General features: G+C 58.9%; 19 protein-coding genes. 16 read left to right on the top strand and 3 right to left on the bottom strand.

What is annotated here, in order from left to right; genetic code table 11:
- Together urtD and urtE are read left to right on the top strand one after the other, a co-directional pair.
- The gene (gene urtD, locus AC0L37_RS04775) at positions 1-759 is read left to right on the top strand and encodes an urea ABC transporter ATP-binding protein UrtD (protein ID WP_282221841.1); all 759 of its coding nucleotides are present in this window, start codon (positions 1-3) and stop codon (positions 757-759) included.
- Positions 756-1,460, top strand: a complete 705-nt coding sequence (urtE, locus tag AC0L37_RS04770; protein ID WP_282221842.1) for an urea ABC transporter ATP-binding subunit UrtE — start codon at positions 756-758, stop codon at positions 1,458-1,460. The genes urtD and urtE overlap by 4 nt, the downstream gene beginning before the upstream one ends.
- A 54-nt stretch (positions 1,461-1,514) precedes the next feature.
- On the opposite strand, the gene AC0L37_RS04765 is transcribed toward urtE, so the two are convergent.
- The gene (locus tag AC0L37_RS04765; RefSeq protein WP_269369019.1) at positions 1,515-1,832 is read right to left on the bottom strand and encodes a hypothetical protein; all 318 of its coding nucleotides are present in this window, start codon (positions 1,830-1,832) and stop codon (positions 1,515-1,517) included.
- A 116-nt stretch (positions 1,833-1,948) separates the two neighbouring features.
- On the opposite strand from AC0L37_RS04765, the gene AC0L37_RS04760 reads away from it, so the two are divergent.
- From AC0L37_RS04760 to AC0L37_RS04695, 14 genes are all read left to right on the top strand, one after another.
- Entirely contained in the window at positions 1,949-2,752 is an 804-nt protein-coding gene (locus tag AC0L37_RS04760) for an urease accessory protein UreD (protein ID WP_282221843.1), read from the top strand.
- 8 nt (positions 2,753-2,760) lie between these two features.
- Positions 2,761-3,063 (top strand): urease subunit gamma, encoded by a 303-nt coding sequence (locus AC0L37_RS04755; RefSeq protein ID WP_212657286.1) that lies wholly within the window; start codon positions 2,761-2,763, stop codon positions 3,061-3,063.
- Positions 3,064-3,069: 6 nt separating this feature from the next.
- Positions 3,070-3,378 (top strand): urease subunit beta, encoded by a 309-nt coding sequence (locus AC0L37_RS04750; RefSeq protein WP_269369017.1) that lies wholly within the window; start codon positions 3,070-3,072, stop codon positions 3,376-3,378.
- A 60-nt stretch (positions 3,379-3,438) separates the two neighbouring features.
- Positions 3,439-3,831 carry a hypothetical protein gene (locus AC0L37_RS04745; protein ID WP_282221844.1) on the top strand — a complete coding sequence of 131 codons (393 nt, stop codon included), beginning with the start codon at positions 3,439-3,441 and terminating at the stop codon, positions 3,829-3,831.
- Between the two features lie 23 nt (positions 3,832-3,854).
- The gene (gene ureC / locus AC0L37_RS04740) at positions 3,855-5,564 is read left to right on the top strand and encodes an urease subunit alpha (RefSeq protein WP_282221845.1); all 1,710 of its coding nucleotides are present in this window, start codon (positions 3,855-3,857) and stop codon (positions 5,562-5,564) included.
- Between the two features lie 54 nt (positions 5,565-5,618).
- Positions 5,619-6,506, top strand: a complete 888-nt coding sequence (locus AC0L37_RS04735; protein WP_282221846.1) for a class I SAM-dependent DNA methyltransferase — start codon at positions 5,619-5,621, stop codon at positions 6,504-6,506.
- A gap of 105 nt (positions 6,507-6,611) precedes the next feature.
- Positions 6,612-6,908 (top strand): putative quinol monooxygenase, encoded by a 297-nt coding sequence (locus AC0L37_RS04730; RefSeq protein ID WP_212657281.1) that lies wholly within the window; start codon positions 6,612-6,614, stop codon positions 6,906-6,908.
- A 43-nt stretch (positions 6,909-6,951) separates the two neighbouring features.
- Positions 6,952-7,338 (top strand): MliC family protein, encoded by a 387-nt coding sequence (locus tag AC0L37_RS04725; protein ID WP_212657280.1) that lies wholly within the window; start codon positions 6,952-6,954, stop codon positions 7,336-7,338.
- A gap of 51 nt (positions 7,339-7,389) precedes the next feature.
- On the top strand, positions 7,390-7,929 hold the full coding sequence (locus AC0L37_RS04720; protein ID WP_282221847.1) for a hypothetical protein: 540 nt from the start codon (positions 7,390-7,392) through the stop codon (positions 7,927-7,929).
- Between the two features lie 65 nt (positions 7,930-7,994).
- Complete coding sequence (locus AC0L37_RS04715) at positions 7,995-8,459, top strand: urease accessory protein UreE (protein WP_282221848.1); 465 nt, start codon at positions 7,995-7,997, stop codon at positions 8,457-8,459.
- On the top strand, positions 8,456-9,118 hold the full coding sequence (locus AC0L37_RS04710) for an urease accessory protein UreF (RefSeq protein WP_282221849.1): 663 nt from the start codon (positions 8,456-8,458) through the stop codon (positions 9,116-9,118). The genes AC0L37_RS04715 and AC0L37_RS04710 overlap by 4 nt, the downstream gene beginning before the upstream one ends.
- Complete coding sequence (locus AC0L37_RS04705) at positions 9,115-9,546, top strand: DUF3995 domain-containing protein (RefSeq protein WP_282221850.1); 432 nt, start codon at positions 9,115-9,117, stop codon at positions 9,544-9,546. The genes AC0L37_RS04710 and AC0L37_RS04705 overlap by 4 nt, the downstream gene beginning before the upstream one ends.
- Positions 9,543-10,175 (top strand): urease accessory protein UreG, encoded by a 633-nt coding sequence (gene ureG, locus AC0L37_RS04700; protein ID WP_269369002.1) that lies wholly within the window; start codon positions 9,543-9,545, stop codon positions 10,173-10,175. Before AC0L37_RS04705 ends, ureG begins: the two co-directional genes overlap by 4 nt.
- Before the next feature lie 31 nt (positions 10,176-10,206).
- Positions 10,207-10,671 (top strand): GNAT family N-acetyltransferase, encoded by a 465-nt coding sequence (locus AC0L37_RS04695; protein WP_282221851.1) that lies wholly within the window; start codon positions 10,207-10,209, stop codon positions 10,669-10,671.
- Here the strand turns inward: AC0L37_RS04695 and AC0L37_RS04690 are convergent, their stop codons facing one another.
- Both AC0L37_RS04690 and glgX read right to left on the bottom strand, forming a co-directional pair.
- On the bottom strand, positions 10,672-11,403 hold the full coding sequence (locus tag AC0L37_RS04690) for a metallophosphoesterase (protein ID WP_212657273.1): 732 nt from the start codon (positions 11,401-11,403) through the stop codon (positions 10,672-10,674). It lies immediately after the preceding gene.
- Positions 11,400-13,409, bottom strand: a complete 2,010-nt coding sequence (glgX, locus tag AC0L37_RS04685; protein ID WP_282221852.1) for a glycogen debranching protein GlgX — start codon at positions 13,407-13,409, stop codon at positions 11,400-11,402. The genes AC0L37_RS04690 and glgX overlap by 4 nt, the downstream gene beginning before the upstream one ends.
- Between the last annotated feature and the right edge of the window lie 5 nt (positions 13,410-13,414).

Below are 13,414 nucleotides of genomic sequence, written 5' to 3'. Positions count from 1 at the left end.
ATGGCTGGAACTGCCGAAAATTCTGACACCATGCTCTACCTCGATGGCGTCTCAGTGGCCTTTGATGGCTTCAGGGCCATCAACAATCTGTCCATCATCGTCCACCCCGCTGAAATGTTGGCGATAATTGGCCCCAATGGCGCGGGCAAGACCACTATGATGGACATCATCACCGGCAAGACCCGCCCCGATGATGGCCAGGTACTGTTTGACGGTCGCACCGATCTGACCAAGCTCGACGAGGCCGCTATTGCCAATCTGGGCATTGGCCGCAAGTTTCAGAAACCGACGGTGTTCGAAAGCCAGACAGTCTGGGACAATATCGAGATGGCCTTGAAAAAGCCCCGCGGTGTCTTTGCTACCCTGTTCTACAGCGCTGACGATCCCGATATAGCGCGCATCACGGAAATTCTCGAAACGGTCCGCCTCCTCTCACGTAAGGATGAACTGGCTGCCGACCTTAGCCATGGCCAGAAACAGTGGCTCGAAATTGGCATGCTGTTGGCTCAGGACCCCAAGCTGCTTCTGGTCGACGAACCGGTGGCGGGCATGACGGACGCCGAGACGGTCGAAACGGCTAAACTGCTGCGCGAAATTGCCAAAACCCGCTCGGTAGTAGTGGTCGAACACGATATGAGCTTTGTGCGTGAGCTTGGCTCGCGTGTCACATGCCTCGCCGAGGGCTCGGTTCTGGCGGAGGGCACACTTGATCAGGTCAGCGCCAATCCGGTTGTCATCGAGAGGTATCTGGGACGATGAGCACGGCGCTTTCCATCGACACTATCGACCTGCACTACGGCGCGGCGCAGGCGCTTAAATCTGTTTCCATTGAGTGCAAGCCGGGACGTATCACCGCTGTCCTGGGCCGCAATGGCGTGGGCAAGTCATCGACACTACGCGCCGTCACCGGCGTGCACAATATCTCCGCTGGCGCCATCCGCTTCGGCGATGCCGTCCTGCGCAAATCCCCGCCCTACAAACGGGCGCGTATGGGCATTGGTTATGTTCCTCAGGGACGCGAGATATTTCCCCTGCTCACGGTACGCGAAAACCTTGAAACTGGGTTTGCGGGTCTAAAACGCTCTGACCGTAACATCCCTGAATACATCTTCGAACTATTTCCGGTGCTCAAGTCCATGCTGGGCCGGCGCGGTGGCGACCTCTCTGGAGGACAGCAGCAGCAGTTGGCCATTGGCCGCGCACTCGTCACCCGCCCCAAGGTTCTGGTGCTCGACGAGCCGACTGAAGGCATTCAGCCGTCCATCATCAAGGACATCGGTCGGGCCCTTCAGTTCCTGCGGGACGAGAAAGGCATGACCATTCTGTTGGTCGAGCAGTTCCTCGACTTCTGTCGGGAAATCGCCGACGATATCTATGTTATGGATCGCGGTGAAATCCAGCACGCCGGCCCCGCCAGCGATCTCGATCTGCCCGATGTCCGCCGCCATTTGATGGTCTAGAAACAGGAAACGCCCGGCCGAAGCCGGGCGCATACAATACCAATGGTATCGCTACTAGTTCGTCACTTCGATTTCTGGAACTTCGGTGTCTTCTGGCAGCAGGCCAGCGTCGATGCAATCCTGAAGCGTGATATCATCGATGCCCTTGGCGTCGCTGTCGGTGGACGCGACGTCATTGGCAGTGTTCTCGCTGAGATCTTCGCCCACAGCATCAGCAGTAGCGCTGACCATCTGGTCACACATCGCCTGAACGCGAGGAAGATCAATGTCAGTAACAGTCACGTTGCCGACAAGTGTAGCCGCCGTAGCAGCGCCAGATACGCCAAGGGCAACAGCAAGAGCAGCAGCGGAAATAATATTGGTGAAACGCATATCTATCAGCCTTTAATTTATTATGGTCGTAGAGCGTTGGCTCGATGGGGAAATGCGCGGATATGAGTTTGGTTGCTGCACAATCCATTTCACCTGATCACGTTTTTCATCATACGATGCAACGTGCTCGTGGCGCCGGTCGCCTCAGCACAAAACAGGGTGACAACGTCACCCGTATCAATCGTCTCTATCAGGATGGCTGCGCCAAGATCCGCCTGCCTCACACCCATAGCAATGCACTCGAAGCAGTGTTGATCAACACCGCTGGAGGCCTGACCGGCGGCGATCAGATGGACTGGACCGCGGATATCGCTGACAATGGCAAAGCGGTGTTGACCACGCAGGCGTGCGAACGCATCTACCGATCGCTGGGCGGCCCCGCTACCGTCCGCACTACTCTCAATGTCGGCAAGAATGCCCATCTCGACTGGCTGCCACAGGAAACCATCTTGTTCGCCAGCAGCCAGCTCGACCGGCGCATCAATATCGATCTGGCCGCTGGCGCCAGCCTGACTGCCGTTGAAGCTATCCTTCTGGGTCGCGACGCGATGGGTGAACTAGCACTTGATGCCCAGCTGCGCGACAATTGGCGCGTCCGACGCAGTGGCAGGCTGCTCCACGCGGAGGCCACCCGCTTGGACGGCACTGTGGCGGAACGCGCTGGACTGTCGCTACTGGCCGGTAAGCGGGCCTTTGCCACTGTGCTGCATGTCGCGCCCAATGCCGACGCCTGTGCGGTCGCCTTGGCGCGCCTGCGCGAAGTCCTCCCTGCGGATGGTCGTATTGCCGCCAGCGCGAATGGGGAACGCCTAGTTGTGCGCGCTTTGGCTCAAACAGGTCTTGCGCTACGGCGCCTGATCGTTCCAATTCTGGCTGAGCTCTCTGGCGCCGGCACATTGCCTCGCCTCTGGCATCTATAGGACCCGCCATGAACCTGACACCGCGTGAAAAAGACAAACTGCTGATCGCCATGGCTGCCATAGTGGCCCGCAAACGCCTCGAGCGTGGCGTCAAGCTCAACCATCCAGAAGCAATTGCCCTAATCACAGATTTCGTTGTCGAGGGCGCCCGCGATGGCCGTCCCGTCGCGGAATTGATGGAAGCAGGCGCTCACATCATCACGCGGGCACAGGTCATGGACGGCATAGCCGAGATGATCCACGACATTCAGGTCGAAGCGACCTTCCCAGACGGCACCAAGCTCGTCACCGTTCACGAACCCATCCGGTAGGCCATCATGATCCCAGGCGAAATCATCACCCAGCCGGGCGATATCGAACTTAATGTTGGTGCAGCCCAGATCACCATGGAGGTTTCCAACACCGGAGACCGCCCAGTACAGATCGGCTCGCACTACCACTTCTTTGAAGCCAATGCGGGGCTGTCTTTTGATCGTGAAAAGGCCCGCGGCATGCGGCTCGACATCGCTGCAGGAACCGCTGTGCGTTTCGAGCCTGGTCAGGCCCGTGAGGTCCGCCTGATCCCCCTGAGCGGAGATCGCGCCGTTTTCGGCTTTCGACAGCAAATTATGGGGAAGCTCGACTAACTCTGTGCGGATGCCGCAAATGCCCATAAAAGGGCGCGCAACAGACCCATGGAGCCAATCATGACCACCGAAGCTGAAACCGAACTACTCGCCGAACTGACCGCCGTCGTTTCCGACCTGCACTCCGCTGGCATGGATGACGGCGAAGCCATGTTCCTGCTCGGCTCTGGTGCCGACCGTCTGTGCACCATTCGAGATACCCAGAGCTGGGCCGGCTTTAAATCGACCCTGACAGATACCGACATCATGGCCCTCCTCCAGCAGATTGACGCCGAAGGCAATAGCTCAGTCCACGAAGAAAAGGGGCGCCACGCATATGCGCTGCAGGCTCTTGCCCTGTCGCTGGCTTCCACCAATGCCCAACAGGACACCACCAAGGCCGGTGCGGCCCTGCTCGATCAGGTAATCGAAGCCGCACTCAAGAATTATCGAACTCAAGCCAAGCCCAGCTAGGGCTGCATCTGAACGAGGACACCATGCCCGCTCGTATCTCGCGCGCCACCTATGCCGACATGTATGGCCCAACCACCGGCGACAAGGTTCGCCTGGCCGATACCGAGCTGTTCATTGAGGTGGAGAACGACTTCACCACCTATGGCGAAGAGGTGAAATTTGGTGGCGGCAAGGTCATACGCGACGGCATGGGCCAGAGTCAGCGCACCCGTGCAGAGGGTGCCGTTGATACGGTGATAACCAATGCCCTGATTGTCGACGCGACCGGCATCTACAAGGCAGACGTTGGACTCAAGGACGGCAAGATCGCGGCCATCGGCAAGGCAGGCAATCCCGATACCCAGCCTGGCGTCAACATCATCATCGGCCCCTCCACCGAGGCTATCGCCGGGGAAGGACGCATCCTGACCGCCGGGGGCATGGACGCCCATATTCATTTCATCGCCCCCCAGCAGATCGAAGAAGCGCTGATGAGCGGCGTCACCACCATGCTGGGCGGCGGCAGCGGGCCCGCTCACGGGACACTGGCGACCACTTGCACCGGCGCCTGGCACATCCAGCGCATGATCGAGAGTTTTGACGGCTTTCCGATGAACCTGGCTTTGGCCGGCAAGGGCAATGCATCCATGCCCGCACCGCTTGCTGAAATGGTACTGGCTGGTGCTTCCTGCCTTAAATTGCACGAGGACTGGGGCACCACGCCCGCCGCGATCGACAATTGCCTTAGCGTAGCCGATGACTACGACGTGCAGGTGATGATCCACACCGACACGCTCAATGAGAGCGGTTTTGTCGAAGACACCATCGCCGCCTTCAAGGGCCGAACCATCCACGCCTTCCACACCGAAGGCGCCGGTGGCGGCCATGCGCCCGATATTTTGCGCGTTGCAGGGCTTCCCAACGTTATCCCCTCCTCGACCAATCCGACGCGCCCCTACACGGTCAATACCATTGCCGAGCATCTCGACATGCTCATGGTCTGCCACCACCTTGACCAGTCGATCCCTGAGGATGTGGCTTTTGCTGAAAGCCGCATTCGCAAGGAGACCATCGCCGCCGAGGACATCCTTCACGATATGGGGGCACTGTCGGTGATTTCGTCGGACAGCCAGGCCATGGGGCGGGTGGGCGAAGTGCTGATTCGTACCTGGCAGACGGCCGACAAGATGAAGCGCCAGCGCGGACGCCTGTCTGAGGAAAGCGGCGAGAACGACAATTTCCGCGTCAAACGCTACATCGCCAAATACACCATCAATCCAGCCATCGCGCACGGCATGAGCCAGCATATTGGCTCCATCGCCGTCGGCAAACGCGCCGACCTTGTATTGTGGCACCCGGCCTTTTTCGGGGTGAAGCCCGAGATGATCCTGCTGGGGGGCTCGATTGCTGCAGCGCCCATGGGTGATCCGAATGCGTCGATCCCCACGCCCCAGCCAATGCACTATCGCCCTATGTTCGCGTCGTTCGGCAAGCTTCTGACGCGCTCCTCTGTCACGTTTGTCTCCCAGGCCGCCTATGATGATGGCCTGCGCGACAAGCTGGGGATCGACAAGCAGTTGCTGCCTGTGAGCAACACGCGAAGCGGCATCGGCAAAGCTGCCATGGTCCACAATTCGGCGACGCCCGAGATATCCGTCGACCCCGAAACCTATGAGGTGCGCGCTGATGGTGAATTGCTCACCTGCGAACCTGCCACCGAGTTGCCCATGGCGCAGCGCTATTTTCTGTTTTAGTCAGCGTTGCAAGCGAGCGACCAACCGAGCACGGGCCGCTGCGGAGACCTGACAATGTCGACAGAACAATCGGCCGAAAGCCTGCTCAGGCGCGGCGAAGCGTGTCTGAGCGACAATCAGCCTGCCGACGCCAAGGCGCTGTTTGAGCAGGCGCTGGGGCTGCGACCCAAGGAAAGTGCGGCCTGGCGCGGCCTTGGCAAGGCACAGCTGGATCTGGGCGAGACTGACCTGGCCAGACAAAGCTTCGCCACGGCCCTCGCCATCGTCCCTTATGATCGCTACGCCGCCCATATGCTCGCAGCCCTCTCCGGACAGGCCGACAAGCGCGCGGCAGGCTACGTGGCGGACCTGTTCGACACCTATGCCGATCAGTTTGACGGCCATCTCACCGATACGCTGGGCTATCGCATTCCTCAGGTCATCGCAGACTTGCTGGCCGACCGCGGGCCCTTCAAAACCATGCTTGATCTAGGGTGCGGCACGGGTTTGGTCGGCGCGACGCTCGCGAACGTCGTAACGAATATGGACGGTATCGACATCGCCCCCAAAATGACCCGCAAGGCGCATGAAAGAGGCATCTATCGCCATTTGCGCACCGGCGACACGCGCGACATTCTGGCTACCGACAATGCACTGGCCGGCCCCTATGATTTGGTCACGGCAGCCGATGTCTTCGTCTATGTCGGGCCACTGGAAGCCACATTCGCCAGTGTTGCGAAGATTCTTGGGGCCAAAGGCTTCTTCGTTTTTTCGGTAGAGGACGAACCGGGCGAGGAAATCGTCTTGCGCTCAAGCGGTCGCTTTGCGCATCCCCAGCGTTACGTTGAACGACAGGCGGACAATCATGGCTTCGGCATTCTCGAGCGGCTCTCACATCCTATTCGCCAGGAGCGGGACAGACCCATCCCCGGCATCCTCTATCTCATGACGCGTGCCGGATAGTGCGAAACCATTTTGGCAGGCACGCCGCTTTTGTTATCCCCCTACCTAGTCTGGCGCCGCCGGCAGTGTCAGACTAACGCCTCAGGATCGCATTGGAGATCAGGCTTGATATACGTCGCCGCAACGTTCCGCATTCGGCCGGGAACCATCGAAGCCTTTGTTGCTGCGGCCTATATCGCTATTGATACAGCGCGGCGTGAACCTGGCTGCCTGCTCTACGATCTGCACGCCAGCGTCACAGACCCAGATCGGCTGGTTTGTCTTGAACAATGGGACAGCCGCGAAACATTTGACCGCCATCTGGCAGCGCCCCATATCGCCACCTTCAGCGAAGCGATCAAACCCTATGTTCTCTCCACACGTGTAGAGATCATCCATCCCGACCACGTCGACACCATCTGAACCTCGCTGCCGATACGCCTGCGCCCGAAATGGAGAACACGTCATGTCAGCTCGATTCATTACCGCCGCCGTCACCGCGTCCCTGCTACTGCCTGGCGCCGCTCTGGCAACCCAGACCAGTCTCGAACTGACCATCACCACGCAGTCCGGCGAATTTGAACAGCGCGTGGTGCGCTATGACTGCGCTACCGAAGCGTTCACCAGGGTTGTCTATCTCAATGCTGCACCGAACTTTTTGGCCATTGTGCCACTGGCCGATGAACCCGAGCCGATGGTCATGGCAGCGGTGATCTCGGGCTCTGGCGCGCGATATGCGGCCGGCAAATGGGTGTGGTGGACCAAGGGCGCCGAAGCTGCGCTCTACGACGCCACCATGCCGGAGGACGCCGAACCCGTTCTCACCTGCACCGAAGTCAACGATATCCCCTAATCCATGGAAGCCCCGTTCACCCCCGAACTATTCCCCCATATCCGAATCGTTATGGGCATGGTCATCGGCCTTGCGATAACCCGACTGCTGATGGGGGTAGCCGGGCTGGTACAGCATCCCAATCGCGCCAGCTTGTCGAGCATTCACCTGCTCTGGGTTGGCTCGATCCTGCTCGAACTGATCCACTTCTGGTGGTGGCAATTTGCGCTGTTTCAGCTCACCGATTGGCATTTCGGCATCTTCTTTTTTCTGATCGTCTACACCATCGTGCTGTTCCTGCTCGCCACCTTGCTGTTTCCAGACCCGATCTACGAGTATGATGGCTACGAAGATTTCTTCATGAAGCGACGCGGCTGGTTCTTTGGCCTGTTCGCTGCCACTTTCGTTTTTGACATCATCGACTCCTTGCTCAAGGGACCCACTAATTGGGAGCTTTTCGGGCTCCATTATTACGTTCAGGTGCCTGTTGGTTTAGTCCTGTGCGGCGTCGCCGTCTGGACAGCCAATCGCAAAATTCATCTCGGTATCGTGTTACTGCACCTCGCTTATCAGCTCTCTTGGATCACCAGGCTCTTCTATATCAACGCGTGACCCGCTAGGGTGCCAGCCAAGGTTGGGAAGCCTTTGAAAACCGGGTCCGTCCCGAGGAATACCCTATGCTCCGTGCCGTCTCGCACCTGCCCGCCAGTCACGACCGCGGCGCACCAATCGACAGCATAACTCTCGCCCATGACGAGCGACGTCTGCGCCGCAAATTGCTGACCTGTGCAGAAAGCACCGAGGTGATGGTCGATTTCCCTGCCACAGTCACCCTTGAGCATAATGGGGCGCTTGAACTGGAAGATGGTCGCATCATCGCCATTTTGGCCGCGCCAGAGCTGCTTTACCAAATCCGCGCCAGCTCACCAGCCCATCTGGTCCGTCTGGCCTGGCATATCGGCAATCGCCATACCTCGGCCCAGCTCGAAGAGGCCCGCATCCTGATCAAGCGCGATCATGTGCTCAAAACCATGCTGGAGGGACTTGGCGCCGACATCACTAATGTCACCGAACCGTTTTTCGCCGAACACGGCGCCTATCATAGCCATGCCGATGCCGGCCACGCGCTCCTCGCCCGATGACAGCCCATTCCGACCTGCAAAAACTGCTAACCTGGCTTTCACCGGCCTTTCCCGTGGGGGCCTTCGCCTGGTCGGCGGGTTTGGAAACCGCAATAGCCAACGGCGTTGTGCACGACCGTGGCACCACCGAGCAATGGGTAGAGGGCGTTCTCGCCCATGGCGGTTTGCGCACCGACGCCATTCTGCTGGCCCATGCCCATCGCGCGGCGTCCGATGCTGCCGAGTTGCAGGGATTGGCAGACCTCTGCCTGGCTTTAACCCCGGCACGTGAACGGCACGAGGAAACCACCACTACCGGCGCCGCTTTCGCTGCCGCCGCAAAGGCATGGCCTACTCCAGTGCTCGACAACCTGCCGCACCCCTGTCCATACCCTATAGCGGTGGGCGCTATCGCTGCAGGCCACGCCATAAATCTCGAAGCCGCGCTGCTTGGCTATCTCACGGCCACCGTGCACAGTCAGGTCTCAGTGGCCGTCCGGCTGGTGCCCATTGGACAGACCGATGGCCTCTCCATCATGGCCACCCTCGAGCCGATTGTCGCCAGCATGGCCACGCTGTGCCAGCATGCCGCACGCGATGATATTGGCGCAGTGGCATACGCCGCTGATATTGCTCAAATGGCCCACGAAACGCAGACAACGAGGATTTTTCGTTCATGAGCATGCTGATCGCTGCCCTGATGTTCATCGCCCTGCTGGCCGTCTCGGTCGCCCATTTCATCTGGTCCGTTGGCCAAACCTGGCCTATCCGCAATGAGAAATTGTTGGCCCAGACCGTAGCCGGCTTTCGTGACATTGAGCGCATGCCGCCGAAATTGGCATCCCTAGCCGTGGCCATTGCCACACTACTCGCCGGCATACTTGCGCTGGCCCTGGCCGACCACGATAGTGGCGGATTGCCCCTAACACTGCTTGGATTGCCATTGGCAGCAGTATTCCTCGCCCGCGGCGCCCTTGGTTATACGGCGTGGTGGGCAGACAAGACCCCTGAACCCAGCTTCCGGTTCAATGACCGTCGCGTTTACTCCCCGCTCTGCGTGATGCTCGGCGCAGGCTTTCTGACACTCGTCATCATGAGGCTGCTATGAAATCCCTGAACGGTCCCCTGCGCATTGGTATTGGCGGCCCCGTCGGTTCGGGTAAGACCACCCTGTGTGAGAACCTGCTCAAAGCCATGCGGGACCGCTACTCCATGGCGGTGGTCACCAACGATATCTACACCCGTGAAGACGCCCTGATCCTGTCGCGTGCGCAGGCCATCTCGGAAGATCGCATTGTCGGCGTGGAAACTGGTGGCTGTCCGCATACCGCCATCCGCGAGGATGCTTCGCTCAATCTGGCGGCTATCGACGATCTGAACCGCAAATTCCCCGATCTCGACATCATCCTGATCGAAAGCGGTGGCGATAATCTCGCCGCAACATTTTCACCAGACCTGGCCGACATTACCCTCTATGTCATTTCGGTCGCCCAAGGCGAAAAAATCCCGCGCAAAGGTGGCCCCGCAATTTCGCGCTCTGACCTGCTGATCATCACGCACACCGATCTGGCGCCTTATGTCGGCGCCAGCCTTGAAGTTATGGAAGCAGATACCCAAAAGGTGCGCGAAGGACGTCCTTATGTCTTCACCGATTTACTGCGTCATGAAAGCCTCGACCAGATTATCGCCTTCATCGAAAAGGCAGGCGGACTGAGCGACGCGCAAGCCGCCGAGTAGTACATAGCTGCGTCAATTGATGGGAGGCTGCATGGACAGCGTGTTACGCCTGAGAAAGGATCTCTCTCGGGCTCAGCAACCAGCTGTGTGGGCAGCGCCAACCCGTCAAATGTCACTGGCGCAGACCGATCCGGAGGTCCTGCACGCGATCCTGACTGAAGCCTATTCTGCTGGCATGGGCGAAATCGCCCCATTTGGAACTTGGTGGCCCCAGCTCAATGGCGACAGCGAGTTCGATCCAGAACTGGTATTTATCGCAGCCGACGATGGGGGTCAGCCTATCGGTATTGCTCAGTGTTGGACCAGCGGTTTTATTAAGAATCTCGCTGTCGTCCCAGCGTGGCGAGGCAGGGGGATTGGCGAGACGCTATTGCAGCAGACTTTCTGGAGCTTCTGGCAACGCGGCGTCTATAGCTGCGACCTCAAAGTGATGGCCGAGAATACGCATGCGATTGCCCTTTACCGCCGCATGGGCATGACGGTGGTACAGAATTGATTAGCTCACCATCACGACGTGGCTGACCAGAGCGTCTGCGTGCCAGTGGTGCAGCATCATTCCGGGCGGATCGCTGACCGCAGGTTCCCTGCCATCCAGCTTGAGCCGATTGGCCCGCGCCACTGAGGGAGACATCGTTGCAGGCAACCCTGCAAAGCGTGTGAACATCGGCCGGTGGACATGCCCGCAGGTCAGCCCAAGCACTTGGTCTTTGGCTTGGTTGATAACACCCGCCAACCTGTCGCCGTTCCGGCAGATATTGTGATCTTTGCCGTCAATGCCGCACAAGAAAGGGTGTTGATGCTGAAAAATCAGCGCCGGTGGACCACCGCTATTGAGTTCCTCCTCAAGCCAGTCGAGCACCGGCGCAGCGTCCCCATGGTGCGCGCCAGCAACCGTCACATCCAGGCCGATAACCCGGAGCCCGTTACCCACCAAACCGACACTGTTGAACGGCCGCGCGCCGCCCCAGCCCATTTGCTGACCAAACGTCTGATAAAGCGCATGATGATCATCAACATTGCCCGGCACCACGAAATAGGGGGACCCGGTCGCAGCTAACCGTGTGTGGATGGCGTGATAGCTGGCATCATGGTCATATTCGGCCAGATCACCGCTAACAATGATCGCATCAGGCGCTATGGTTTTCAGCCAGGCCAGCACCCGGTCAAGGCGATCGAGCGCTGCGCTTGAGCCATCAGCGTGAATATCGCTGAGCTGGGCAACAATCATGTTTCTGCTGCGGGGCGTACCAAGGCCAGAACCGACCGCGGCGTCAGCGTTGCCGTGCCATCGGCAAGAGCAGACTGCGCGGTATTGTCAGACTCAATGCCGACAGCCCATTCGCCTTCGGGCAATCGGGCCACCACGGGCTCCGAGCGACGATTGAACCACACAAGGACTTCGTCCTCTTTGTTGCGCAATTGCATGCCCAGCACCGAGCCACCAGAAGCTTGCCAGTCTTCTTCGCTCATTTCGCGGCCATCCGGGTGCAACCAGACCACATCACGCACACCGCTCTTTTCCTGACCTGTCAGGAAGTGATCGTGAGTGAGCGCGGGATGTTCCTTGCGGAACTTGTTCATCGCTGCGACGAAGTCGACCAGTTCGCCGTCGCCGTTTTCCCAGTCCAGCCAGGTGATTTCATTGTCCTGCGCATAGGCGTTATTATTGCCCTGTTGCGTGCGATACATCTCATCGCCCTGCTGCAGCAATGGGACGCCACGTGACAGAAACAGCGTTGCGAGCAGGGCTCGCACATCACGCTTGCGCGCAATGTTGATCGCCTCGTCTTCAGTCTCGCCTTCAACGCCACAATTCCACGAGGCGTTATGGCTGTGGCCGTCGCGGTTTTCCTCGCCATTAGCTTCATTATGCTTGTCGGTGTAGCTCACCAGATCGCGCAGTGTGAACCCGTCGTGAACCGCCAGCATATTCACGCCATGGCTGGGCTTGCGACCGGCAGAGTCAAATATCTCTGCGGAACCGGCAACCTTGCCAGCCAGCGCACCAATCTTGCCGTCTTCACCGCGCCAGAATTCGCGCACCTCGTCACGATAGGTGTCGTTGTGCTCCTTGAATTCCTTCCCGAACTGACCCAACGCATAGCCACCCGGACCTGGATCCCACGGTTCTGCGACCAGAATGCACTGGCTAAGCACGGGGTCAGCCTTGATCTTCTCGAGCATTTCCGCATTGGGATTGAAGCCCGGATCGCGCGCCAGAACGGTCGCCAAATCAAAGCGGAAACCGGAAACGCCCATCTCTTCTACCCAGTAGCGCAGGCTGTCGATAATAAGACGCTGGGTGGCGGGATGATCGCACCGCAGCGTATTGCCGGTACCGGTATCATTGACCAGGTGCTGCTTCCCGTCGACTTCCACGAAACGATAATAGGTCTTGGCGTCCAGCCCCATCAGGCTGAGCATCGGTCCGTTGGCGTCGCTTTCGCCTGTGTGATTGTAGACTACATCAAGGATCACCGAGATGCCGTTCTTGCGATAGAGATCGGTCATGTGCCGCAATTCATGCGGCCCGCGTGGCGCCAACCGCGGATCAATTGCAGAGTACGCAACGGGGTTGTATCCCCAGGCATTGGTCAGGCCGAGCTCGGGCAGATGTCCTTCGTCGATCCACGCGGCCGTGGGCATCAACTGCAGCGTGTCGACGCCGATATACTTTAGATGGTCGATAACCCGTTGTGTCGTCAGGCCAGCAATCGTGCCACGCAACGGGCCCTGAACACTGGGGTGGCGCATGGTGAAGCCACGCACATTCATCTCATAGAACATGCCCGGCGCCTTCTTGCGCGGCATGATGGCTTCCCCAGTATCACCTACCACGATTGCCTTGGGGATCAGCGGCCCGGTATCTACCGCCTCCGCTCGGTCCAGCCGCAACCGCGGCGACCGAACGAAAGTCCGATCCAGCCGCTTGGCATAGGGATCGACCAGCAGCTTCATCGGATCAAAAAATAGACCTTGATCAGGATTGTATTCGCCATCGGCGCGTAGCCCGTAGCGGGTGCCCGCTGACAGTCCTGAAACCAGTCCGGCGCGGATATTGTCCTGATGGACGTCTAGTTCGAAGCGATCTGTCTCCTGATCTTGTTCGTCGTAGATCGACACCCAGATATTGGTGGCAGTTTCCGAATAGACGGCAAAATTGATACCCTGTTCAGTGATAGTGGCACCGAGATGGGCGATACTGCCCCCATTGGGGACAAGCATGGGTTTCATTGGAT

This window comes from Devosia sp. J2-20, assembly GCF_055808475.1.
The sequence above is the reverse complement of the archived record's forward strand: the minus strand, read 5'-3'. Positions and strand labels throughout refer to the sequence as shown.

What these genes read in the sequence shown, in the direction of transcription:
- urtD (WP_282221841.1), top strand. Translation starts at nt 1, where the DNA reads ATGGCTGGAACTGCCGAAAATTCTGACACCATGCTCTACCTCGATGGC.
- urtE (WP_282221842.1), top strand. Translation starts at nt 756, where the DNA reads ATGAGCACGGCGCTTTCCATCGACACTATCGACCTGCACTACGGCGCG.
- AC0L37_RS04765 (WP_269369019.1), bottom strand. Translation starts at nt 1,832, where the DNA reads ATGCGTTTCACCAATATTATTTCCGCTGCTGCTCTTGCTGTTGCCCTT.
- AC0L37_RS04760 (WP_282221843.1), top strand. Translation starts at nt 1,949, where the DNA reads ATGCAACGTGCTCGTGGCGCCGGTCGCCTCAGCACAAAACAGGGTGAC.
- AC0L37_RS04755 (WP_212657286.1), top strand. Translation starts at nt 2,761, where the DNA reads ATGAACCTGACACCGCGTGAAAAAGACAAACTGCTGATCGCCATGGCT.
- AC0L37_RS04750 (WP_269369017.1), top strand. Translation starts at nt 3,070, where the DNA reads ATGATCCCAGGCGAAATCATCACCCAGCCGGGCGATATCGAACTTAAT.
- AC0L37_RS04745 (WP_282221844.1), top strand. Translation starts at nt 3,439, where the DNA reads ATGACCACCGAAGCTGAAACCGAACTACTCGCCGAACTGACCGCCGTC.
- ureC (WP_282221845.1), top strand. Translation starts at nt 3,855, where the DNA reads ATGCCCGCTCGTATCTCGCGCGCCACCTATGCCGACATGTATGGCCCA.
- AC0L37_RS04735 (WP_282221846.1), top strand. Translation starts at nt 5,619, where the DNA reads ATGTCGACAGAACAATCGGCCGAAAGCCTGCTCAGGCGCGGCGAAGCG.
- AC0L37_RS04725 (WP_212657280.1), top strand. Translation starts at nt 6,952, where the DNA reads ATGTCAGCTCGATTCATTACCGCCGCCGTCACCGCGTCCCTGCTACTG.
- AC0L37_RS04720 (WP_282221847.1), top strand. Translation starts at nt 7,390, where the DNA reads ATGGGCATGGTCATCGGCCTTGCGATAACCCGACTGCTGATGGGGGTA.
- AC0L37_RS04715 (WP_282221848.1), top strand. Translation starts at nt 7,995, where the DNA reads ATGCTCCGTGCCGTCTCGCACCTGCCCGCCAGTCACGACCGCGGCGCA.
- AC0L37_RS04710 (WP_282221849.1), top strand. Translation starts at nt 8,456, where the DNA reads ATGACAGCCCATTCCGACCTGCAAAAACTGCTAACCTGGCTTTCACCG.
- AC0L37_RS04705 (WP_282221850.1), top strand. Translation starts at nt 9,115, where the DNA reads ATGAGCATGCTGATCGCTGCCCTGATGTTCATCGCCCTGCTGGCCGTC.
- ureG (WP_269369002.1), top strand. Translation starts at nt 9,543, where the DNA reads ATGAAATCCCTGAACGGTCCCCTGCGCATTGGTATTGGCGGCCCCGTC.
- AC0L37_RS04695 (WP_282221851.1), top strand. Translation starts at nt 10,207, where the DNA reads ATGGACAGCGTGTTACGCCTGAGAAAGGATCTCTCTCGGGCTCAGCAA.
- AC0L37_RS04690 (WP_212657273.1), bottom strand. Translation starts at nt 11,403, where the DNA reads ATGATTGTTGCCCAGCTCAGCGATATTCACGCTGATGGCTCAAGCGCA.
- glgX (WP_282221852.1), bottom strand. Translation starts at nt 13,409, where the DNA reads ATGAAACCCATGCTTGTCCCCAATGGGGGCAGTATCGCCCATCTCGGT.